This is a genomic window from Kitasatospora mediocidica KCTC 9733 (assembly GCF_000744225.1).
GTDB lineage: Bacteria > Actinomycetota > Actinomycetes > Streptomycetales > Streptomycetaceae > Kitasatospora > Kitasatospora mediocidica.
Window position 1 is genome coordinate 282224 of the sequence record NZ_JQLN01000001.1, and the last position, 22370, is coordinate 304593.

General features: G+C 70.3%; 21 protein-coding genes and 1 pseudogene. 7 read left to right on the forward strand and 15 right to left on the reverse strand.

Annotated features, from left to right (window positions below; genetic code table 11):
- Nucleotides 1-31 precede the first annotated feature (31 nt).
- The 3 genes from BS80_RS01260 to BS80_RS01270 all read right to left on the reverse strand — a co-directional run bounded on the left by BS80_RS01260 (nt 32) and on the right by BS80_RS01270 (nt 6832).
- On the reverse strand, nt 32-5026 hold the full coding sequence (locus BS80_RS01260; protein ID WP_035791648.1) for an NACHT and WD repeat domain-containing protein: 4995 nt from the start codon (nt 5024-5026) through the stop codon (nt 32-34).
- A gap of 134 nt (nt 5027-5160) precedes the next feature.
- On the reverse strand, nt 5161-5976 hold the full coding sequence (locus BS80_RS01265) for a hypothetical protein (protein ID WP_232246304.1): 816 nt from the start codon (nt 5974-5976) through the stop codon (nt 5161-5163).
- A 244-nt stretch (nt 5977-6220) separates the two neighbouring features.
- A complete protein-coding gene (locus BS80_RS01270) occupies nt 6221-6832 on the reverse strand; it encodes a TetR/AcrR family transcriptional regulator (protein ID WP_051965606.1) in 612 nt (203 codons plus the stop codon).
- Between the two features lie 105 nt (nt 6833-6937).
- Here BS80_RS01270 and BS80_RS01275 point away from each other — a divergent pair, with 105 nt between their 5' ends.
- The 3 genes from BS80_RS01275 to BS80_RS01285 all read left to right on the forward strand — a co-directional run bounded on the left by BS80_RS01275 (nt 6938) and on the right by BS80_RS01285 (nt 9810).
- A complete protein-coding gene (locus tag BS80_RS01275; RefSeq protein ID WP_035791654.1) occupies nt 6938-8158 on the forward strand; it encodes an alpha/beta hydrolase family protein in 1221 nt (406 codons plus the stop codon).
- Between the two features lie 269 nt (nt 8159-8427).
- Nucleotides 8428-9174, forward strand: a complete 747-nt coding sequence (locus tag BS80_RS01280; protein ID WP_035791660.1) for a tyrosine-protein phosphatase — start codon at nt 8428-8430, stop codon at nt 9172-9174.
- Nucleotides 9175-9417: 243 nt separating this feature from the next.
- Nucleotides 9418-9810: a hypothetical protein gene (locus BS80_RS01285; RefSeq protein WP_035791663.1), complete on the forward strand. Its 393-nt coding sequence runs from the start codon at nt 9418-9420 to the stop codon at nt 9808-9810.
- Between the two features lie 22 nt (nt 9811-9832).
- Here the strand turns inward: BS80_RS01285 and BS80_RS43390 are convergent, their stop codons facing one another.
- The 7 genes from BS80_RS43390 to BS80_RS01310 all read right to left on the reverse strand — a co-directional run bounded on the left by BS80_RS43390 (nt 9833) and on the right by BS80_RS01310 (nt 14694).
- Nucleotides 9833-9967 carry a hypothetical protein gene (locus tag BS80_RS43390; RefSeq protein ID WP_269676084.1) on the reverse strand — a complete coding sequence of 45 codons (135 nt, stop codon included), beginning with the start codon at nt 9965-9967 and terminating at the stop codon, nt 9833-9835.
- Complete coding sequence (locus tag BS80_RS01290; RefSeq protein WP_035791666.1) at nt 9964-10938, reverse strand: helix-turn-helix domain-containing protein; 975 nt, start codon at nt 10936-10938, stop codon at nt 9964-9966. Before BS80_RS01290 ends, BS80_RS43390 begins: the two co-directional genes overlap by 4 nt.
- Before the next feature lie 268 nt (nt 10939-11206).
- Nucleotides 11207-12028, reverse strand: coding sequence for a CHAP domain-containing protein (locus BS80_RS38865; protein WP_198045397.1), 822 nt, complete (start codon nt 12026-12028; stop codon nt 11207-11209).
- Between the two features lie 94 nt (nt 12029-12122).
- Complete coding sequence (locus BS80_RS01300) at nt 12123-13013, reverse strand: peptidoglycan-binding domain-containing protein (RefSeq protein ID WP_198045398.1); 891 nt, start codon at nt 13011-13013, stop codon at nt 12123-12125.
- Nucleotides 13014-13370: 357 nt separating this feature from the next.
- A complete protein-coding gene (locus BS80_RS37380) occupies nt 13371-13805 on the reverse strand; it encodes a chromo domain-containing protein (protein WP_051965608.1) in 435 nt (144 codons plus the stop codon).
- A gap of 325 nt (nt 13806-14130) precedes the next feature.
- The gene (locus BS80_RS40230; protein WP_157535738.1) at nt 14131-14400 is read right to left on the reverse strand and encodes a hypothetical protein; all 270 of its coding nucleotides are present in this window, start codon (nt 14398-14400) and stop codon (nt 14131-14133) included.
- A gap of 9 nt (nt 14401-14409) precedes the next feature.
- Nucleotides 14410-14694, reverse strand: a complete 285-nt coding sequence (locus tag BS80_RS01310) for a hypothetical protein (protein WP_035791672.1) — start codon at nt 14692-14694, stop codon at nt 14410-14412.
- 286 nt (nt 14695-14980) lie between these two features.
- On the opposite strand from BS80_RS01310, the gene BS80_RS43395 reads away from it, so the two are divergent.
- The gene (locus tag BS80_RS43395; RefSeq protein ID WP_269676085.1) at nt 14981-15109 is read left to right on the forward strand and encodes a hypothetical protein; all 129 of its coding nucleotides are present in this window, start codon (nt 14981-14983) and stop codon (nt 15107-15109) included.
- 277 nt (nt 15110-15386) lie between these two features.
- On the opposite strand, the gene BS80_RS40235 is transcribed toward BS80_RS43395, so the two are convergent.
- Together BS80_RS40235 and BS80_RS37385 are read right to left on the reverse strand one after the other, a co-directional pair.
- The gene (locus BS80_RS40235) at nt 15387-15563 is read right to left on the reverse strand and encodes a hypothetical protein (RefSeq protein WP_157535740.1); all 177 of its coding nucleotides are present in this window, start codon (nt 15561-15563) and stop codon (nt 15387-15389) included.
- A gap of 14 nt (nt 15564-15577) precedes the next feature.
- Entirely contained in the window at nt 15578-16696 is a 1119-nt protein-coding gene (locus BS80_RS37385) for a HEAT repeat domain-containing protein (protein WP_051965612.1), read from the reverse strand.
- A gap of 311 nt (nt 16697-17007) precedes the next feature.
- Between BS80_RS37385 and BS80_RS01320 the strand changes: the two genes are divergently transcribed.
- The gene (locus tag BS80_RS01320; RefSeq protein WP_157535742.1) at nt 17008-18216 is read left to right on the forward strand and encodes a hypothetical protein; all 1209 of its coding nucleotides are present in this window, start codon (nt 17008-17010) and stop codon (nt 18214-18216) included.
- Between the two features lie 383 nt (nt 18217-18599).
- On the opposite strand, the gene BS80_RS01325 is transcribed toward BS80_RS01320, so the two are convergent.
- Nucleotides 18600-19340, reverse strand: coding sequence for a dienelactone hydrolase family protein (locus BS80_RS01325; RefSeq protein ID WP_035791676.1), 741 nt, complete (start codon nt 19338-19340; stop codon nt 18600-18602).
- A 229-nt stretch (nt 19341-19569) separates the two neighbouring features.
- Nucleotides 19570-20121, reverse strand: a complete 552-nt coding sequence (locus BS80_RS01330; RefSeq protein WP_051965908.1) for a CGNR zinc finger domain-containing protein — start codon at nt 20119-20121, stop codon at nt 19570-19572.
- A gap of 92 nt (nt 20122-20213) precedes the next feature.
- Here BS80_RS01330 and BS80_RS01335 point away from each other — a divergent pair, with 92 nt between their 5' ends.
- Nucleotides 20214-21470 carry an MFS transporter gene (locus BS80_RS01335; protein ID WP_063771859.1) on the forward strand — a complete coding sequence of 419 codons (1257 nt, stop codon included), beginning with the start codon at nt 20214-20216 and terminating at the stop codon, nt 21468-21470.
- Here BS80_RS01335 and BS80_RS01340 read toward each other — a convergent pair.
- On the reverse strand, nt 21464-21715 hold the full coding sequence (locus tag BS80_RS01340; RefSeq protein ID WP_051965615.1) for a hypothetical protein: 252 nt from the start codon (nt 21713-21715) through the stop codon (nt 21464-21466). The genes BS80_RS01335 and BS80_RS01340 overlap by 7 nt on opposite strands.
- Nucleotides 21716-21850: 135 nt before the next feature.
- Here BS80_RS01340 and BS80_RS01345 point away from each other — a divergent pair.
- Nucleotides 21851-22290, forward strand: a pseudogene (locus BS80_RS01345) (hypothetical protein).
- Nucleotides 22291-22370: the final 80 nt, after the last annotated feature.

The following is a 22370-nucleotide window of genomic DNA, read 5'->3' on the forward strand; positions in this document are numbered from 1 at the left end:
CTGAACCCGGCGGCCTCGCCACACTCACCAGCTACGGCTCGGCTGTTCCGTCCGTGCGGAAGAGTGCCAGGTCGGCGCCGAACGCGACGACGAGGCCGTCAGGGCACAGCCAGACATCCTCCACGGGATCGGTCACCACGAACTGGGTAGCCTCGCTCGTGTCGCTGGCGAGATCCCAGAGATACGTGACCCCGTTTCCGCGGCGGCCGTCGGTCGCCACCACCAGCTGGGGACGGCCCGGCGGCAGTTCTCCGACCAGCCACCTCATGGGTTCCCCGGGCAACGACAGCGACTTGACGAATTCGAGGTCCAGGACGTCCCAGACTCCCGCTCTGCCGTCCTTGTCGAGCGTGACGAGGCGCATTCTGCCGTCCACTTCGGCGTAGTTGAGGGACAGCCAGGAGTTGGCGGGGTGCTCGTGAAGCGAGTGGAGATCCAGGACGGCCAGCAGTTCGCCCGACTCCGCGTTCCAGGTCCGCACGCTCAAGTCCGAACCGAGGGTCAGCACGAGGTGCGTCTCCTCGATGGTGAGGACGTGGATGAGGCACGGCTCGACATCTCCGGGATGCGTCAACGTCGTACGGAATCCGTTGTCGGCGATGTCCCAGATGCGGACCTCTCTTCCTCCCTGGACCGTGACGGCCACGATCCTGTCCCCCATTTCCGCCAGCAACCCTTGTGCCTTCTCACGAAGGTCCGGCTCCAGGAGAGCCCCTTCCTCCGCTCCGGTGACCGTGTTCCAGACGTGCCACCACCGCTCCTCGCCCTGGGGCGTGGTGGTGAGCAGGAAGGTGCGCGAACCGAAGCTTCCGATCGCGACCACCGTCCGGCCGGCATCGGCCGGAGTGTGCTTCAGAGAGCGCCAACTGTTCCGGCCGAGATCCCAGACGGTGACGTGCCCGTCGGCGCCGTCCCCGGTGGGGACCGCGCTGATGACGAGGTGGTCGCGGTCGTCGGCGAGGGCCATGGCGATGTTGACCGGCCCAGCTGCCGTATGGACCCGCTCGGTGCCGTCGACGAAGTTCCACACCTGGATCGACGCGTGGTCCGGTGCATGGGCGGCCGCATGCGTGGAGCCGATGTACACGGTCGGTTTGTCGTCCCGCTCCGACCTCCAGGAGTCCTGAGCGTCAAACGATCTTCCGGCGCGGCCGGTGGCCAGATCGATCAGCGACATCGATCTCTCGCGGATGACCAGGGCGGATCGCCTGCCCCCGGCCTCCACGACGCCCAGACCCTCCACCCTGCCCTTCTCGAACAGCATCTCCTGCAGCTGTGTGGGGGCGGAAAGGTCCCACACCCGCACCACTCCGTCGCCCGCGGTCGTGACGATCACCGGCCGGTCCTCGACCTCCGCCACCGTGGCGGTGTCCTTGGAGTAGTTTCCCCTGGTCACACCGTCGCCATGGGAGAAGGCGTGCCGCAGAGTTCCGGTGGCCACGTTCCAGACCTGGACGACGCCGAAACACAGGAAAGCAACATGCAGGTCGTCCTCGATGACGGCGGTGCCCGCGATTTCCACCCACACATCGGGGACGAGGGCCACGGGGAAGGCGGCGACGGGCGCTCCGTCGGCCACGTTCCAGATTCTGACGCGATCCGGCTGCACCGTGATCAGGCAGAGACGGTCGTCGATCTCCTGGAAACGGGCCGTCAGCGGGAACGCGCCGTCGTCGCCCGCGCAGGAGAACTCCGCCGGCGCAGGTCCACTGCCCAAGTTCCAGCCGGTGACCGTGCCTGACCTGTCCAGCATGAACAGACAGGGCCCGCCTTCGGATCCGTCGGTGACGGCCATGACGTAACCGTCGTGGTGATGGGGAACATCCACGACCAGTGAGTTCTCACCGACGTCCCAGATCCGCAGGCGGGTCTCCTCCTTGAGGAACAGGAAGGGCTTGCCGTCTCCGGCGACGAGCCAGCTGAAGCGTTCACGGTTGAACCTGGTCGGCGCGGTGTCGACGCTCAGACCCGCCGCCCCCGTGGCAAGGTCCCAGACCGTGAGACGGTCCTTCTCCCCGACGAGGAGCAGGGGTACGCCGCCGCCAGTCATCAGGAACCCGACCGGATCGGGAATACGGTCGCCGTCCGGGCGTACGGGGAGCTCCAGATGCTCGTGGCCGCAGTCCATGTCCCATACCTGCACACCACCGTCCCGCGTCGTGATCGCGAAGAGATGGCCGTCGCTGACGAAGACCTTGGACACTCGGCTTGCGTAGGAGTCGAGGGAAACCGAGATGGTAAGGGTAGTTCCCTGTTCATCGGACGCCGGTTCAGGGCGCGGTTCGGGGCGCGGTTCGGGAGTCGAGAAGCTCATGGTGCCGTCGGTCAGGTTCCACGCCCGGATGACGTCCTGTTCGTCCTGGGTGATCGCGTGCGCGTGCCCGCGGAACCGGAGGATGTCCAGGACGTGGATGCGCTTCGACGTACCGCCGAACTGCCGCAGTGAGTGTCGCTGGTTTCCGTCGGCCAGGTCCCAGACCTGGACCGTACCCTCGCCGTGGACCGCACTCGTCGTCAGCGCGTGCGGGCGGCCGTCGATATCGGCTATCACCGGCTCCTCGACTCCGTCGCCGTGTACCAGGGTGTGCCGCAGCGCCCGGTTGGTCAGCGAACCGGTCGCCCAGGAAGGGGTCGGCGAGACCGTCCGATCGGTGGTGACCACCGACGAGACGGCCTCCGCGAGCGCCGGCTGCTTCCAGCGGAGGGCGTCCAGTACGAGGAGTTGGCGCCGCGCCTCCGGCAACTCGCGCAGCGGGTGGTGGGTGAGGGTGGTGCGGTAGACGGAGGCATGGATCTGCGCGGTCGGATCGCCTGCGAGGTGGAGGTGGGGCGCGAGGCCGGCCGGTTCCGCGTGCACGAGGAAGCCCGGATCCGTCAGAAGCCGATCGACAGCGCCACCACCGGCCGCGACCGCGTGCTCCATCGCGTGGCGCCTGAGGTACGGCTGAGCCAGCTCCCAGGCGACACAGCCGTCCGCGTCCGCGGGGACCTGCGCGATCAGCGCGTCCAGCACGGCGCCGCCGGCCGGTGGCGCGGAGTGCTCCGCCAGGCTCTGGTGGAAGAAGCGGTAGAGCTGTCGTCCGTCGGTGTCCCTGTCGGCTCGCAGGTAGAACGAGGCGTGGTCCAACGCCTGCCTGGTGGTGTCCAGATCGGGCGGCAACCGGTCGGGGTCCTGAGCGGGCGCGAGGGCTACGGCGGTGACGTGCAGGAGTTCCAGCGGCATACCTCGGCCCCGGGCATGCCCCAACGCCGCGACGACCGGCCGGACCCAGGGGTCGGTCCGGCTGAGGGTGTCGATGTGCAGGTCCAACATCCCCGCGATGGTGTTCGGCAGTCGCTCGACGACCTGTTCGGCCGTCAGCTCCGTCTCGGCGGGCAGTTGGGCGAGATGGTCGGCGAACAGGGTGGCGAGCAGGAATCCCCCGTGGTCGACCGCCCCGGCCAGCGCTGCGGCCAGTGCTGCCAGGGTCTCGTCCGGGTAGCGACGGTCGTTCCACAGCAGGTCGCCCAGGAAGCCTGCCAGGTCCTTGGTCAGGCGCTTCTCGGGCACCGTGTCGAGAGAGAGGAGGCTGCCCGGTTTCAGGGCGGCGTTGCGCAGGTTCGGCAGGCGCTTCCACAGGGGACGGGTGCCGATGAGGAAACGGCAGTCCGGCTGCGGTCCGTCTCCTCCCCGGTCGGCGAGCGGAAGGATCACCTGCTCCAGCAGGCCCTCGGGATCGGTGGCCTCGTCGAGAGCGTCGAGGATCAGGATGACCGGCCCGGCATCGGCCAGGCGTGACCGCAGAGTTTCCAGTGTCGCCGCGCCCGCCGCGCTTGCCGTGCCGTTGGTGGCGGGGAGGTGGTGGGCGTCCGGTTCCCCGTCGAGCTGGCGCAGGAGCGACGCGATCAGTTGGTCGCCGTTCTGCCGGCGGGCGTGGACGGCGAGGACCCGCCCGGCCGGACGCGGGCGGTGATCCCGGACCCGGCTGAAGACGGCACCTGCGAGCGGGGCCAGCTGAGGGTGAGTCAGGCAGGCCGTGACGCCGAGCAACGCGGATTTTCCGGAGCCGGCACTGCCGGTCACGACCAGCAGGTTCGACTCCTCGCCGGCCGAGTCCTCCAACCAGCGGGCGATACGTTCGCGTTCGACGTCCCGGCCGGTGAACAGACAGCGGTCGGTCCCCTGGCTGCCGGTCGCGCGTCCGACGAAGTGAAGGGGGTCCAGCCCCGGATCGACCTCGGCGGCCAGCTGCCACAGGGCCGCACTGATGCGCGCCCGGTACCGTTCGGCCGGAGCCTCGGCGTAGGCCGGATTGACGAAGAACGGAGCGGGATCGAGCAGCGCCTCGGTGGTCGGGGTCCGGACCACGGACGTCGGGTAGTCGTCCGCGCCGGCGCCGCGGTTGAGCTCGCGGTGGATCTCGGCGGCGAAGGTGTCCACGGGAACGTGGGCGAGGACAGGGGAGATGTCCAGCCACCCCTTGGCCAACCGTTCCAGTACCTGAGCGGTGGCATGGCTGAACCTGGCTCTGAAGGTCGTCCTGCCCGGTCCGCAGGCAGCGATCACCCAGGCCTTTCGTTCCCTGTCGGTGATCTTCCGGAACTCCTGGGCCGAGAGCGCGGTTCCAGCGGAGCAGACGTCCAGCAGGAACAGGACGGGGCCGGCCGGACCGGCTTCGGCATCGCCGAGCATCGTCGTCACGTTGAGCGCCGTCCGACGCAGGTTCGAGCCCTGCGTACTGTCCATGACCGCGAGGTAGAGCTCCCCATGGAGGACGTCTCCGTGACCGCTGAAGTGAACGATCAGGGGCTCTCCGGCGGCTTGGTCCTGCACATCGGCCCAGGCCTCCGTCGCCTTGCCGAAGGACGGATCAAGAAGCGGGTGGGCGGAGCGGACTCCCACGCCGTCGAGCGCACGGGCCACGCGCTCCACGGCCGACGCCACGCTCGGCAACGGTTCGAAGCCCGTTTCACCGCGGGCGGCTTCGTCCTCGGACACGAACCGCGGAGCGAACCCGCCCGCGCCGACCACCCACGACTTCGTCATCCGCCCCGGCCCTCCACTTCTGAAACCCGCTCAGCACTATAGGAGCGGCGCCATCGGCATCGAGGCAACTTCTGGGAGCAGGCCCGCTCCCCCGACCGGCTGCTCACCGGAACGGCCGCCGGGTCTCGCCCTTTTCAGCTCAGGTAGGGCGCGATCGCCGCGGCGGTCAGGCCGCCGGCGAGATAACCGCCCAGCGTGTGTGGGTCGAACAGACCGATGTCCGTGGTCACGTGCTCCTCGACCAGGAACCGCCCGCCGAGCTCCGGCGGCACCGCCACGAGGTCGCCCGCGTCAGCGATGTTCACCCAGCGCCGCACTCCCGGCGACCGTGAGCCCACCCCGTGCCGCAGGGCCGGTTCCAGCTTCCGGATCAGCGTCGGTAGCCCCAGAGGCGAGCCAAGTGTCACGAGCAGTTCCACCTCGAGGTCGGGGTAGGCGTGCAACGTCTCCCAGGCCACCACCGACCCCAGCGAATGCGCCACCACCACGTCCGGGCGCTGCGCCCGAATCGTGCCGGCCACCCGGTCACGCACGGCTGCCCGCACCTGCGGTCGCGAGGTGTAGGCGTCCAGCTCTCTGATCGACGCGATCACGAGCCGCCCCAGCCGCTCCGTCACCTCCTCCCGGATCCGTGACGCCAACGTCGCACCGCCGTCCCGGCGGACGAGCCAGCCCAGTCCCTGCCTCACGGGTGCCAGCCAACCCGCCTGCGCCTCCTCCGGTTGGGGCACGCCGGCCGCCAGCAGCCACTCCCACGCCTCGCGCAGTTCGTCGTCCGACAGTTCTTCCAGACCCGGGACCCCGCCGGACTGCTGCTCCACACCGTCGGCCAGCAGATCGGCGTAGTAGGCCATGGCCAGTTCCGTCACCGGAACGTGCGACAGACCCGCGGCCCGCAGCCCCTTCTCCAGACTCGGCCGTGCCGCGTCCGCCAGCAGCGACGCTGCCACGTCCGGGGCCACACCCCGCTGCTGGTTCCAGATCCCGTGGACCAGTACCGCTCCCGCCACGACCCCGCCCCTCCGCCGTAACACCCCTGCTCTGCACCGCACTTGCACTCGGTCACTCGTCATGAACGGCCCCGGCCGTGTGGGCCCGGGGGCGGATTCGTCGAAGCGGCCGGACAGAGCCTAGTGCCGCGTCAGGCCAGCCGACCACCGTCCACCTCAGCATGCCCGACCCCGGTGCAGGACACTAGGTCGCCGTGGACGCACCGCCTGACCGGTGCCCATTCCCGTTGCCGAGCAGCCTGTCGACGAGGAGTTCGGGGTAGCCGGTGGCCGGCGGGTCGATGCCGAAGATCGACCGGATGTAGAACGGTGCGATGAGCTGGTCGAGGATCTGCTCCAGGGGCGGCGGGTTCTCGCCGCGGGCCGTGGCCCGCCGGCGGATCTGCTCGATGGAGTGCATCCGGCGCTGGAAGTGCTGCGCACGATCGGCCTTGGCCTGGGTGCTGTTCGGCATGGACAGCATGACGGCGCGTACGAGAGCGCGTCCTTCGGGTGTGCGCATGCTCGCGACGCTGGCTTCGGCCCAGGCGAGGAGGTCGCCGCGCAGGGTGCCGGTGTCGTTCAGCGGTGAGTCGCGCTCGAGGCGGGTGGTGGCCGTGTCGGCCAGGAGCGCGTCGAGGTTGCCCCAACGCCGGTAGACGCTGGTGTGGTTGACGCCCGCGCGTTGCGCGATGGCGGGGATGTTGAGGTCCTCTCCCTGCGGGTCGCAGAGCAGGTCGATGACCGCCTGGTGGACGGCCGCGCGGACCTGTTCGGGGCTCCTGCGGATGCGCGTGGTCGGTTGCTTCGAAGTCACCCGACCATCGTAAGCACAGATGTTTGCTTTGCAGCATCCGGAGGGTCTACAGTTCCCACCATAAGCACAGATCAGTGCTTAGCGCCTCCGAGGAGAGTGTGTGCGATGAAGCAGCTGCTGTTCCCGAACAACACCCAGTTCTGGTACGAGACCCTGCGCTCGATGAGTCACATCGCCTACGGCGGGGCCGACTTCGGCGAGGTCGTCTCCACCGGCGAGCGCATCGTCGAGGGCGACTACGCCAGCTGGCACACCGAGTGGCTCGCCACCGCCGACCGCGTGGCCGCAGAGGCCGACAAGGCACTGGCCGCCGGACACCGGATCAGCGCCCGGGACGGCTTCCTGCGGGCCTCCAACTACTACCGCTCGGCCGAGTTCTTCCTGCACGGCCGCCCCTGCGACCCCCGCCACGACCACGCCTACGACCGCAGCGTGGCCTGCTTCCGGGCGGCGGCGGCCCTGTTCACCCCGGTCATCGAGCCGGTCGAGATCCCGTACGAGGGCACCACGCTGCCCGGCTACCTGTACCGGGTGGACACCACCGGCACCCCGCGCCCGACCGTGATCATGCACTCCGGCTTCGACGGCACCGCCGAGGAGATGCACTTCGGCGGCGCGCTGGCCGCCGTCGAGCGCGGCTACACCGTCCTGACCTTCGACGGCCCCGGCCAGCCCGGACCGCGCCACCACCAGGGCCTGGTCTTCCGGCCCGACTGGGAGAACGTCATCACCCCCGTGATCGACTTCGCCCAGACCCTCCCGGAGGTCGACAACAGCCGGATCGCGCTGCTGGGTTCCAGCATGGGCGGCCTGCTCGCCCCCAGGGCCGCGGCCTTCGAGCACCGGCTGGCCGCCTGTATAGCCGTCGACGGCGTCTTCGACCTCGGCCAGGTCTCCGTCCGCTTCACCCCCCACGACCGCGAGGAGGCCGAACGCCTCCTGCGCGCCGAGCACGCCCCCGAACTCGACACCGCCCTCGACGCGGTCATCGCCGACAACGCCACCGCCCGCTGGGCGTTCAACCACGGCATGTACGTCATGGGCGTCGACACCCCCCGCGCCTTCGGAGCCGCCTACCTCGACTACACCCTCGCCGACGGCATCGCCGAGCGCATCCAGTGCCCCACCCTGGTCTGCGACGCCGAAGAGGACGAGTTCTTCAAGGGCCAGCCCGCACAGCTCTACGACCACCTCACCTGCCCCAGGACCCTGATGCACTTCACCGTGGCGGAGGGCGCCGGCGCCCACTGCCACCCCGGCGCCATGCGCCCGGCCCTCGCCCGCATCTACGACTGGCTCGACGACACCCTCAAGACGACCGCCTGAGGAGGCTGAGAACGCGTCGAGGTCGTGACTGGACCTGTGACGCCGTGGTCGTGGGCGGTCGCGTCGACATCGGTCATCGCGTCGGTCACGAGCACGACGTTGTAGCCGAACTCGTAGGCCGTGTGGGCCGTGGGCGCAGGTGGGGTCGCTGGCCGGCGAGCACCGGTCGGTCTTGGCCATCCGCAGATCACTCGGCCGGGAGTCGGGCTCGGGCAGGAGCTCGGCCACAAGGCCTCGCCCGCCGGGGCGCCGGCTCGTAGGGTGTGCCCATGGAACGGATCATCAGCTTCACCCACCTGCGCAACGTCCGCGATCTGGGCGGTCTGCTCACCACGGACGGGCAGGCGATACGCCCCGGGCTCGTCTACCGGTCCGACGGCCTCCACAAACTGGTAGGCGCGCACGCGGCCGAGGACCGGGAACGCTACGCGAAGCTCGGCGTGCGCACCGTGATCGACCTGCGGCACCGCTGGGAGATCGACCAGCAGGGCCGGGCGCCGCACGACACCGCGCCCGCCTGGCATCACCTGAGCATCGAGCACCGCTCCTACGACCAGTACCACCAGTCGTTCGAGGACGTCGCACAGTTCTTCGCGGACCGCTACGTCGAGACCGCGGAGGACGGACGGGAGGAGATCCGCGCCGTACTGGAACTGGTGGCGGACCCGCAGTCCGTGCCCGTGCTGTACCACTGCAAGGGCGGCAAGGACCGGACCGGGATCATCACCGCCCTGATCCTCAGCCTGCTCGGTGTCCCCGAGGCCGACATCGTCGCGGACTACGCGTTGACGGAGGCCGTACGCCCCGCCCTGCTCGCCGAGTGGGAGGCTGCGGGAGGAAAGCCGCTGCCACCAGGCACCGGTGCGTTCCGCGCCCCCGCCCGCGCCATGGAGCTGTTCCTCGTCGAGCTCGCGCAGAACCACGGCTCAGTCTCCGGCTACATCGCCTCCACCGGCGCCGACCCGGAGGACCTGGCGCGGCGGCTGCGCGACCTCTACCTCGAGAGGGAGCTCTGAGCTCTCTCCGCTCGGTCGGAAGGCGTCGTTCATTCGGACCAGGTTGCTGTCGATGTCCTCGACGTCCACGCCGTCACCAGCGTCCGCGCCCACGGCTCCACCGGAATCACCTGCCTCCTGGGCCCAACTCGCCCGCTACGGCGCGAAAATCCAGCTACCGATGTACGACGCCACCCTCCACCCACCCGCATGGGCCGCCGAACTACAAGCAGCCGGGTCGGGTGCGACGGCTACCATCCCCTGATGGTGCGCAGCAGCAAGAAGGCCCGGCGTCTGGTGGTCGGCGGTGAGACGTTCCTGTGGTCGTTGGGACACGAGCACCGCCTGGAACAGGGCCGGTACCGGGACTGCCGCGAGACCCTCACCATCCGCCGCCTCGGAGCGCGCGGGCGACTCCTGATCGTCTTCCAGGCAGGCGCCGGCCGACGGGTCCCCGACGGATACCTCCCCTCCGGAGCCGTCGGCGCCGCGGAGGGCGGCTTGTTGAACCTGCATGAGCCGGGCACGGTGAGAGCCCTGCTCGACGAGGCGATGACCGGCGGGTGGCACCCGAACGATCCTCCGGCCGCACAGATGGACGGCTGGCTCCTGTTCGACACAGTGGCTGTGCGCCGGGGCGTGACCCCGCCCGCCTGAAGTCCCACGTCGGTCGGTCAAGTCAGCGGGCTCCTGGGGTGAGGGCCGTGCGGTCGAACGGGCCACCGTGCGCGGCGGCGTACGCGAGGGCGTCGTTGACGGCGTCGAGGCCGAACGACCGGACTCGTTCGGGTGCGAGGTCCAGGGCGCCCCTCACAGCCAGTCCTTCCGTACAGCTTCGGCCCCTGCCTGGAAACGGCTTTCGGCGCCCAGACGATTCATCAGGTCCTGCATCATTCGACGCACTGTCCGCAAGGACAGGCCCAGCTTGCGGCTCGCGGACTGGTCTGTGTGGCCATGGCCCAGCAGTTGCAGCAGAGTGCGCTCGGCCCCGGTGAGGTCCTGGTCGTCACGGGGGGCGGGCTGCCCGAGATCGGTTCCGCTGCGCCACAGTTCGTCGAACAGTGCGCACAGGGGCTGGATGAGGGCCTCGCCGCGCAGTTCCAGTGCGCCGCGGCGGCCGTCACTGGGGTCGGTCGGGACCAGGGCGATGCTGCGGTCGACGATGACCAGTCGAATCGGCAGCAACGGCACGGTGCGCGTCAGACCGCCCAGATCGGTCAACCACCGCGCGTAGCGCAGGGTGTCGGGGTCGTTGCGGAAACTGTCCTGGAAGATGCTGCGGATGACCACCCCGCGTTCCAGTGCCACCTGGTTGGGATGCTTGCCGGCCTGGATGGAATCGGGGCGAACCGCTCCCCCGCGCATCAAGGACAGGCATTCCTCGGTCGCGGTCGCTGCGAGTTCCTCGAGGCGGTCGCGGACGGCTTCGAGGGAGTCCAGCCGCAGGACCATCTCGTCGTCGGGTCGTCGGTCGATGTACGCGGCGGACAGGGCCGCGATCGCGGTGCGGGTGTTCTCCAGTTGCTCCTGACGGAAGAGCAGCTGGTTCTGGTTGTGGGCGAGCAGCCTGGTCAGTCCGACCTCCGGACTGACGGCCCGCAGGCTGTCGGATCCGGTCGCGGGCCGCAGCAGCGTCAGTTCCAGCAGTTCGTCGAGTGCTTCACGCGTCTCCGCTTCCGACAGGTGCAGGCTGGCGGCGATCCGGTCGACCCCCCAGTCCGGCTCGGCCAACAGAGTCCGGTAGACGCTCTCCGTCAGTGCGCTCAGTCCGAGTGCTTGCAGCATCGTTCCCCCTCGATGTCGGTGATCATCATCGGGGCATGGCGACCGGAGAGGCAATGCTTTTTGGCGAATTGATGGATCATCACATTTGGGGGTTTTGCGGGTGCAGGTGAGGGTTGCGGCGATACCGGCGGGGACGCACGTCGAAGCCCCGCCGGGCGGGTGACCTTGTCCAGGTCGCCCATGTCCGACGGGGCTTCGACGTGTATGGCTCATCCCGGCTGTGGAGCCGGCCTCACTCCGGGCGTGCCGGTGATGTACTGATGGTCGATCAGAAGTGCAGCATCCACTGGAAGTCAGCCTGTGCGTCGCTGACGTGGACGTGGCTGCGGGTGCCGTAGGCGAGGGGGTTGTTCCAGTTGTACTCCTCCACGTCGAAGGAACCGTCGGAGTACACGGCGTTGACGTAGGCGACGTGGCCGACCTTGTGGACGTCGTTGACGGCGATGGCACCGACGGTGGGGGTGGTGTTGACGGTGACGCCGACGCTGCGGGCGGCGTTGGCCCAGTTGCCCGCGTCACCCCAGGTGGTGCCGCCCCAGGAGTTGCTGAAGTTCGGGACGCCGAGACGGCTGGCGATGCGGTAGGCCGCGAAGGCGGTGCAGTTGTCGGCGGCGAAGCCGCGGGTGCCGTGGTCGAAGTCGTTGGTGGGGCTCTGGTTGCTGGTGCCGCCGCCACCACCGCTGAGGAACTGGTGAGAGGCCTCGTTGTTCTTCAGAGTGGCGTCGAGGTTGCCCTTGGCGCCGGGGGCGAAGTCCTGGCTGGCGCCGCCGAAGCCGCTGTTGAAGTAGACGCGGACGGTCTGCCCGGTGCGGTTCCACACCGATGCGGCGTTGTTCTTGACGCAGACGCCCTGGCCGGCGCCGGAGCCCTTGAACTCGTAGCAGGTCGGCTGGGTGGATCCGAGGTCGCTGATGGAGCCGGTGAAGTCGGAGACCGAGCCGGCCTGGTTGCTGTTGTAGTAGTAGCAGAACTCCCCTGCGTCGCAGACTCCGTCGCGGGAGGCGGCGAAGGCGGGGGCAGCGCCGATGAGGGGGATGGCCATGGCCAGTGCGGTGCCGGCGATGGTGAGCGAGGTACGTATCTTCTTCACGGTTTACTCTTTTCGTGACGTGTCATCGACTGGTTGTCTGGTCGTGCTGTCTGGTTCGTGTTGCCTGGTCGTGCTCGGGTGGTACCGTGCGCGGTCAGTGAGTGCGCTGGTACTGCTCCCAGGTCTGGATGGGGATGCGGGGGCCGTCGTCGGCGCCGTGGTTGGCCAGGCCGTTGAAGCCGAGGTAGTAGTCACCGGTCTGGTTCTGGGCCTGGGTGGACAGATCGGTGTCGCTGATCGCTGCGGCGTGGATGTGCCACGGCCAGTCGCCCTGGGTGGGGTTGCGGATCCAGGCGGCGAATCCGACCTCGCGCAGCGCCTTGTCGACGGCGGTGCGGGTGGTGCTGGACATGCCGTCGATGTTGATGTCCACGACGCCACCGCCGTCGTGGGTGCCCGCGGAGGTGGGATCGCCGCCGGGGTTGTAGGAGCCCTGGGACAGGGTGAGGTGGAAGCCCAGGAGGCCCTCGGCTGCCGTGAGCATGTTCTGGGTGCGGGTGTCGATGGTGTATCCGTCGCGCTGCAGCTTGGCTCCGGGCCCGATCTGGTGGGTGACGGTGTATCGGCCCTGGCCGAGTGCGGTGAGGGAGGTGGCGCCGGGCAGTCCGTTGGCGGCCAGACCGCTGTAGCCGAGGGAGCGCTGGAAGGCGGCGTAGGCGGTGATGGTGGTGGTGCCGAAGTAGCCGTCCACCCAGCGGGCGTCGAGGAAGCCACGGGCCTGCAGGGCCTGCTCGACGGCAAGGACCGAGTCATGGGCCCCCGGGGTCTGCGTGTTGTCGGCGCGTCGGGGATCGATCTGGGCGGCCAGAACAGTGGCTTCCATGTCCACCACGGGCAGCGCGGTGGTGGTGGCCGCCGCTGTCTCGGCAGAGGACGGCGGGGTCGCCGCGTGGGCCGGTGCGGCGCTCAGGACCAGGCCGCTCAGGACGGCGACGGCCGCGAGCAGCCGGGTTGCGGGATTGCGGGTCTTGATGGCGGTTGCCATGGGGTGGTTCCTTCTGGTTCGGTGGGGGATCGGCCCTGACCTCGTCCCGGTGTCGGGCACCGGCGGACGAGAGGGCTGAGGGAGGGCTCCCGGCTTGGGGCAGCGCTCAGCGGCACCGCAGGTGGGTGCGGCCGTCCTTGACGTGCTTGCTGCGGGGAGGGGCAAGGCAGCGTCTGCGCAGGCGCGCTTGCCGGTGTCCGGCGAAGCCGGGTGAGTCGGGTGAGTGGTACGAGCTCAGGTGCCGGCCCGGGGACCGGAACTGCTCGCTGGACATGACCGGCTTCGCCGAACCTGCCGGACAGTCAGCAACAGCCGTCTGGAACCCGGCGCCACGGCGGTCGCCGTGGCGCCGAGAGGTCAGCAGCGTTCGTCGGTCTTGACGGCGACGTCGCCGGGGTAGGGAATGGGGCCGGTCCCGTTGAAGCCCAGGGCCTGGGTGCACTGCGACAGGGTGGCGGCGCCGGAGGACCAGATCTCCACGGAGTTGTGGCCGCACATGGGGTCCTGGACGTCGTGTCCGCCGCCGGTGACGATGGCCGCGCACACATCCCAGCTGCTGTGGGAGTCGCGGTAGCCCTGCCACACGTACAGGTAGGAGTAGTTCTTGCCGCAGCCCTTGTACTGCTTCACCGACGCCATCGTCTGCCCGCCGACGTTGAGGTAGGCGGTGCTGCCGATCTGCGTGACGCTGGAACAGCCGGACGGAGTGGAGGCCTGAGCGGTCGCGGGAATCGCGACGAGCATCGGCACGGCAATGGCGGCGACGGCAGCGATCTTCTTCAGAATGCGCATGGCGGAACAACTCTCTTTCAGGAAAGGTGAATGAAGGGGCTGCCCTCGGCCGCTGCCAGGGCGATGGAGTGAGCGTGTTCCGCGGACAGGCCGGACTGCCGAGTCCCCGGTGCCGGGTCGACGGGGCGCTCCGGTCCGCGTCGGGTCACCTGGCGCCGGTCCAGCTCGCCGGCGCAGCCGGCCAGGGACCTCAAGGCGCGTGGACACCGGCGGATGAGGCGGAAGAGCATGTGGTAACTACCGCTGTGCCGGCCATCAGGGCTGTCACGGTCGGGCGTTACTGTCGAGCGGGCATCACGCCTGCTCGGTTTGGTTCCTGGAGGTCTTACGTGAGGGCGAGGCGCCAGCCACGCAGGGCTGGTGTGTGCCGCAGAGCGCGTTCGCAGACGCGGCGCAGGCTCGCGGTCGCCGCATCCGACGTGGCTGCGATGATCGCGGCAGCGATGTGACAGCGGTTGAGATCGACGCGGGAGCGGATGTGTTCCACCCGGTCTTCGTGTTGGCTGTGGAGCCAGATCAGATCGGTGACTGCTCCAGCCGTCAGCTGCGATGACGCCGGATCAGCACAGATGAGAGTCACCGCGACCAGATACACGGAATCCGATCAGCTCTGTGCTGGTGCGGTGAGGCGAATGCCGTCCCAGTCGAAACCCGAGCCGGTGACGCCGTGCTGATCGGTCGGGCGATCTGCGACGACGACGCCGCCTACGGCGGTGGTGCCCAGGCCGACGGTGAATGCCACGACCATGGCGGCGCAGACAATGCGTATCGAGTGGCTCACGACTGTTCTCCCCTGTTTCGTCACCAACGCGGTGCCCGTGAATGGTTCGCGGAACTCGCCCCGGTTCTTGTGGCGTTCTCCGCTGCTGAGAAAGATCCTGCCGTCCACACACGGCGGTGTCACTGCTTCAGAGGTGGCACCAAGTCGCTTGGCAGCTAGGTGCAAGATCATCTCGAAGTCAGCGCGTTCGGCGCACTGAGTGGACTCCGAGGATGCTGATCGTGGGACGCCTGGAGCCTTACGAGCCAAGGGAGTTGTTCACCGACTCGCGCCGGGCCCACGTGCTCGCACAGATCGTCCACCCGGACGCAGGACCGGGCAAGCAAGCCTGTGATCCCGCTTTCAGCCATGCGCAGCGCGATTGCCCTGCCTACGCTGCCGGTACGGCCAGGGCATGCCAGACAAGATCACCGGAGAGAGTCCGCCGGGACCGCGCGAACGCCTGCGGCAAGCCCTCGCGAAACGGCGCGAGGTCATCTTGCCCGCACGCGGCGCGTTCGGCAGGGACGAGGTTGACGTGTGAGCAAGCCGCTTCGGACTCTGCTCGGCGCGTCGATCCTCGCCAACACGGGCGACGGCATCCGTGACACTGCGCCAGCAACTGACACGCCCCGAGATCCGAGGAGCAGTCGGCGGCGCCTACCGCACCATCATCATGGGATCCATGCCCGCCGGCGCAGCGCTCGGCGCGCTGCTGCAGAGCATGCTGGGAACCCCTCACCCCTTCCTGCTCTTCGGCGCGAGCATGGAGCTGCTGGCGATCCCCGTCTACGGGACCACGATCAGGCGGCCGGCGAGGTCTACGGCCTGCACTGCTCGAACGGCCCGTGGGCCATCTCGCGGGTCTTCAGCAACGGCAACGGCTCGCCGTGGGTCTGGTCGAACGGCATCGGCGCCCCGTAGCGGGCGGCCACCGACGGCGCGGCAGCGACCGGCTCGCTCGGGTCCCCCGGATCCGGGCGGGCGGGTCGGCCCATCGGCGGGGAGGGCCTCACACGGGGGCGTCGGGCAGTTCGGTCGACGCCGGGCGGCTCTCCGGCTGCGAGGGACCGTCGGTGCGCGGTGCGTTCCCGGCGGGACCGGTGAGGTCGGACACCACCAACTCGGCCGCCCGCACCGGGTCCCCACCTGCGCGGGCGAGCAGTGCGGCCACGTCGTAGCCCGCGTCGAGCGTCTCCCGGTGGGTCACCTCCATACGGTGCACCGACTCGTAGCGCGGTGAGCTGAGCGCCGCACCGAGGTCGGGGCGCAGCCGCTCCAACTCCAGGACGACCCTCCAGGCGTCGTCCTCGATCCGGGCCCGCCGCTCCGGGTCGCAGGCCGCGATGGCCTCGTCGGTTTCGGCTGAGCCGGGCTCGCAGGCGGCCAGGGCCGGCAGGAGTTCGGGGACGCCCAGGATCGCCGCCGCGTCGAGGATGAGGTGGCGGGACCAGTCGTCGGTGCCCAGCAGTTGCGCGATCAGTGGGACGGCCCGTGGGTCGTGCCGTCGGGCCAGCCCCCGCGCGCCCTCCTCCCGGACCTCGCCGTCCTCATCGGTGGTGCACTCCCACAGCGCGTCCCTGATGGCGGTCGTGTCCTGCTCCAGCAGGGTTCCCAGCGCGAAGGCCGCCCAGTTGCGGACCTCGGGGTCCTGGTCCCGAGTGAGCCGGATCAGCGCCCGGATGTCGGGCCCGTCGGGCAGTCCGCTGAAGACGATCTGCGAGGCGACCACACGCCGCAGCTCGACGTCCTCGTGTGCGGAGAGCCTGACCAGCACCGGAACGGCGCGCGGGTCCTGCGCCCGGTGCAGGGCGCAGACGAGGGAGTGCAGGACGCGGGACTCTGTCTCCACCTCGGCCAGCGCGATCAGGGCGGTTGCCACCTCACGCCGCAGCGGCGCGTGCTCGGCGGCCGCGTATCCCGCCAGATCACAGCCCACCCCGCGCTCCAGGACGTCGGCCGACCCCAGCAGCCCCTGCGCGCAGCGCAACGCGCTCTCCCCGCTCTCCCCCGCCGTCACGGCCTGCGAGAGCACCGCCCAGTAGGCGTGCCCGTCGTCGTCCGCCTGCGAGTCCTCCGCCACCCGCGCTGCCGTCATCAAGCGCCCTGCCAGCCCCGCCACGTTGTCCATAGGCGCATTCTTGCCCGAAGGACCTGGTGGCGGGCACTGGATTTCCACAGCGGAAGCTCCCGCGCCGGCGGCGCCCTCGGGTGGCAGGACGGTGCGGTGGGGCCAGGCCGGGCTGTCGAGTGACGGACCGTCGGCTCTGCCGATGGGCGCGAGGCGAGCCGACGCCGTCCACCATCGTTCGATTTCAGCGGATATGACGATGCGTCAAGTCGGTCTCGCCCGTGGGGTATCCAGGTGTCGGCGGCCGCCCTACGGTGGCTGCCATGACGACGGATCCGCCCCGAGCGCCTCAATCATCCAGACTGGCTCTCGTGCCGCAAAGCCGTCCTGGCTACCTCTGCTCCCCCGTGTGGTCAGCGCTGTCGGGCGCGCTGACGCTCGGGGTTGTCACGCTCCCGCTGGTGGCGCTGTTGGGGTTGATCAACCTGCACGCCTTCCTGAGCGGGGCACTGGCCGACGTCTACCTCTTCGTCACGCTCGGCCTCTGCGTCGGCTTCGCCTTCGCCGTGGGACGACGCCACGACGTCCACCGGGTCGAGTTCCTCCCCGCGGGCCGGCCCACCGAGTTGCGGGTCGTCCGGATGGTCGGGCGCAGCAGCATGCCCATCGGGGACCTGCGGGAGGCGACGGCCGTCGAGCACATCGAGACGCCCTACGACGAGTGTGATCCGGACCCTGAGTGCTCCCTCGGCGTGGAGGTCCGACTCCACACCGCGCTCGGCCTGGTGTCGTCCCCACGGCATCTGCGGACCAGCCTGCGGGCGGCGGGCGACGAGTTGGACGCGATGCTGCCGGACGGCATCACCACGGCAAGGCGGACCGAGTACTCCCCTCGCCGCCGCCCCACCATCGAGCAGGAACGCAAATCCTGGTGGCGACTCGAACAGGTCGCCGGGGCGTGGAATCTCTCGACCGCCGATGCCAGGGCCCTCGCACTGCGCCTGCAGGTTCGCTGTTCCGTCAAATCCAGCGGTTCCACCTATGACCCGGGCGTGACGCTGTACGAGCCCTACGCGGTGAAGATGGTCGCCGGGCAGCTCGCGGACGGCACGGTCGCGCGCTACGCCGTCTCGGTTCTGCTGGAGCAGTTGGCACGCGTCGGCGCGCCCGGCGAGCCGATCGTGCCCGCCCGCCGGGCGCACAGGACCAGGGAGCTGTTCTTCGAACGCTTTCTGGTCGCGCTGCTGGGCGAGGCGGAACTCACCGCCCGCTGCGAGGTGCTGCGCCGGCTGCTGCAGGCCTGGGGACACACCCACCGTGGGGAGAGTGACCCCGGCGCGCTGCCCACCGAGGTGGCGGCCTACCTGTCCTACGTCCAGTACTCGCTGTGCTGTGCCGCGCATCGTCAGGACCTGCCGGCGCACGTACCGCCGCCGACCTCGCTGGACTGCCCCGCCGGCCCGTGGAGCGGCCCGGCGGGCATGCCTGCAGCCGACGAGCTCGCCGCCCACGTCCAGCGGGCGCTGGCCGACAGGCCCGTCGTGCGCCTGCGGAGGCAGCAGTCTCCTGAGCTCGCCTGATCCGGCCTCACGGCCTCACAGCCTGCGGCAGGGCGTCGCGCGGCAGGGGTTTCGGGGGACGTCGTCCTGCGAGGCAGTGGTCGGTGGTCGGCGACAGCCGCGGTCACTGCTCACGGGCGCGCCGCGAGCCGATGCCGCGCCGTAGCGCTGGTGGGCGGGCGGGCGGCGCCCCGGCCGGCCGGTAGTGGCCGGCCGGGGCGGTCGTGCGTCTACGGCGGCTAGGCCGTGTCTGACAATTCCCGCCGGGCCCGCGACGCCGGGCATCCCGGCTGGACGCACCGGCGGATCATCCAAGTACGACCCAGTACGAGGACGATCCGCCGGCACGCCCAGCCGGGCGCCCAACGCCGCGGGCTCATCCGACGCGAATTGTCAGACACGCCCTAGCTCAGATGCCGGGTGAGGAACCGGGACGCAGCCTCCCCCTCGGACTGCGGGACGCCGGTGTGCCCGCCCATATTGGCGTGCAGGGACTTCTCCTTGGAGCCGAAGGCGTCGAAGAGGTCCAGTGACGCCTGCCGGTCGTTGCCCTCGTCGTCCCACTGCAGCAGGACGTGCAGCGGAATGGTGACCCGGCGGGCCTCCTCGACCATGGCGCGGGGCACGAAACTACCAGCGAACAGGACGGCGGCCGCGATGCGCGGCTCGACCAGCGCCAGCCGGACGCCGATGGAGATCACTCCCCCCGAGTATCCGACCGGGCCCTCGATCTCCGGCAGCGCGAGGAGGGCGTCGAGGGCGGTCTGCCATTCCGGGACCGCCGCGTCGACCAGCGGGAGGATGAGGGCGTCGATGATCTCGTCGCCGACCGGCTCGCCCGCCTCCATCGCCCGGCGCAGGTCGGCGCGGGCCTGGTCGACGGCGGCCAGCCGGGGCCGGTCGCCGCTTCCGGGGAGCTCGATGGTGGCCGTGGCGAGTCCCTGTGCCGCGCAGTACCGGGCCCGGGCCGCCAGCCGGGGGTACATCCTGCCCAGCCCCAGCGGAGGGTGGCCGAGGAGGACCAGCCGCGCCGGTGCCGCTGCGGATGCGGCTGCGGGCGTCCACAGGATGCCGGGGATCTCGCCGAGGGTGAACTCGCGCTCGATGACGTCGTCGTCGAGGCGCTGTTCGGAAGTGAAGTGCATGGTCGTGCCTTTCGGGAGGGCTCAGATCGGCGCTCCCGGACGACCTATCGCCCGGCCGTGACCCCGAAGGGGAGCACCCATGTCGTTACTGCGTTCACGGGTACCACCTCCTCGTTCTCTCGCACGGCCTCGGGGAAGGTAGCAGCGGTCGCCTCGGTCCGCCAAATGGTTTCGGGCGCGGGCTGCGCGGACGGGGACTGGGGGTTGGGGCTGGGGCTGGGGCTGGGCCTCACGCGTCGTGGCCCGCGCGCCGGGCACGAAAGGCCGCCGCCTTGACCCTGTTCTGACACGTCGTCGAGCAGAACTGACGGCCGGCATTGCGGGAGGTGTCGACGTACACCCGGTCGCAGTGCGGGGCCGCGCAGACCCCGAGGCGCCCGGCGTGGTCGCCGCCGAGGGCCATCGCGAGGCCGGTGGCGCAGCCGGCGCTCCAGCCGACGGCGTAGGAGTCGTCGGCGCCGTGGAAGTGGACCTGCCACGGCTCGCCGGGGGTCCGGTCGAGCTGGGGGCGGGCGCCGCTCTCGCGCAGCAGTGCGTTCAGGGCCGCGGCCGCGTCGTCGAGGCGGTCGGCGGCTGCGGCCTCGAACACGCCGCGCAGGGCGCGGGCGGTGTCGGCCAACCGGTCGGCCTCGCCGACTTCCAGGTCCGTCCCGGCAGCGAGGGCCGCCCGGACCGCCCCGACCCGCTGGGCGCCCTCGGGGGCGATGTAGCGGCGACCGTGCGCCTGACCGTCGGTCAGTGCGTTGACGAGCGCCACCGAGGCCTCGAGCAGGATGCGCATGTGACTGTCGAACAACACTTGACCAGTTACCTCTCGCCAACCTACCGTGTCCGTCACTGACAATAGACCATTAGCCAGTGATGGGAGGCGCTGTGCCACGCTCCGACCCGCGCTCCGACCCACGCCCCGACCCGCTCCCCCGCACCGTCCGTCTGCTGCTCCTCGCCCGGACCGTCAACCAGCTCGGAGCCTTCTCACTGCCCTTCCTCACCGCACTGATCTGCGCCGACCACGGCGTGCGTCCGACCACCGCCGGGCTGGTCAGCGCGGCTTTCGGGCTCGCGACGATCCCCTCGCGACTGGCCGGAGGCCGGCTTGCCGACCGCCTCGGCCGGCGCACGACCATCACGCTGGGGCTCTGCGGATGTGCCGTGGCACAGCTGGCGATCGCGGCCTCCCCGTCGCTCACCTGGACGGTCGCGGCGGCGGTGCTGCTCGGGCTGGCCTTCGAGCTCTACGAGCCGCCGAGCCAGGCGCTCATCGGCGAGTGCGTGCCGCCGGGGCAGCGGGTACGCGCGTTCAGCCTGCTCAGCGCGGCGCTCGCGGCCGGCGCCATGGGCGCCGGACTGCTCGCCGCGTTGCTCGGGCGGTGGGACCTGCACTGGCTCTTCGTCGCCGACGCCGCGACGTGCCTGGCCTGCGCACTGCTGATCCGGCTGGCCCTTCCGCACGACCGTGCGCCAACACCCCGAGCGGACCGGCACGACACCGCGGTGCGGCCGCTGCGCGACCGCGCCCTGCTGAGCGTCCTGGCCACCGGAACCGGCTACGCCCTGATCAACCAGCAGACCGTGATGACCCTGCCGCTCGCGCTCGCGCGCCAGGGCCTGCCCGCCGCCGACGCCGGACTGCTGTTCACCGCCACCGCGGCCACCACCGTCCTCGCCCAGCCACTGATCCGGCTGCCCTGGACGAACCGGCTCACCACCCCGGTCGCCCTCGCCCTCGCCCATCTCCTGCTGGCCGCAGGGCTCATGGGCTACGCCCTCGCCCCCGCCCTGCCCGCGCTCCTCGTGTCGGCCGGCGTGTGGGGCCTCGGCAACCTGCTGATCATGGGCCGCCTCTACGCACTCGTCACCGACCTCGCGCCACCTCTCGGCGTCGGCCGCTATCTGGCCGTCTTCGGCACCAGCTGGGGTGTCGCCGCGACGCTCGCGCCCCTCCTCGGCACCCAACTGCTCACCCGCACGGGGACGACCGCCCTGTGGTCCACGACGGCCGCGCTCTGCCTGCTGCTCGCCGCACTGCACCTGCGCGTGACCCCGCACCCGCCCGCTCCCCCCGACGTCGCGGCACAGCTGCGCCACCGCGCACGGCACGTGGACGTGGAGTCGGACTGCGGTCAGTAGGTGTAGCCGGGCCAGTGTGGATCGCACCAGCGGGCGGGCCCGGGGAGGCCGATCAGCCTCAGGCGCTGGAGCAGGTGGTCCGGGGAGTTGTGCGCGATGAGCCGAGCGGGGGCGTAGCGGGTGAGCCAACTGGTGAGGACCGCGAGCTGCTCGTCCTTGTCGTACAAGGTGCACCAAGGGAGCTCGTCGGCGAACAGGTCGTAGTCCCACGTGTCGACTGCCTCCGCGAGGTTCCGGTCGGCCATCGGGTGCTCCAGCGCCTCCCAGACGTCGAGCCAGGGCTCTGCATGCAGGCCGCAGCTTGTGGGGCCACTTGCTCACCCGGTCGTCGCCGAGGCCCTGGTGCGCGCGATGGCGGCCGGGCACGCTAGGTTGCTCGGGTGAGTCTCCTCGATGATGTGGCCCAGCGCGACGGCTGGCGATGCTGGGTGTGCGACGAACCGGTCGATCCCGACAAGTCGGTGACGACCCGCGGGGACCCAGCGTTGACAGCCGGACCGCCGACCGGAAGGCCAAGGTCGTCGAGCGGCTCGCGCACCGCGGGTGCAACACCCGCAAGGGCGCGGTCAAGGTGGTCATCGCCTGGCCGGAGCGCCTGTACGTCGTCGAACCCGCGCCGCTGATCACCGTCGCCGCGAGGCTGGAACGCAAGGGCGGCCGCGAGATCGTAGGCCGTTGTCCGACCAGGCAGGACGCCCGGGAAGCGGCGGACTGGCTGGTGGACCGGTTCTCCCGACTGCTGCCGGGAGTGCCGGTGACCGCCGACATCGAGGCGGGCGGCGGCCAGTTCCTCGTCGTCCTGGCCACCGGCCGCCGCTGACCGGTGATCGCCACCGCGCACCCACCGGAGGTGGAGCCGGGTCTTCCGGAACCGCCGGGCCCCGGCATACTGCGCAGGTG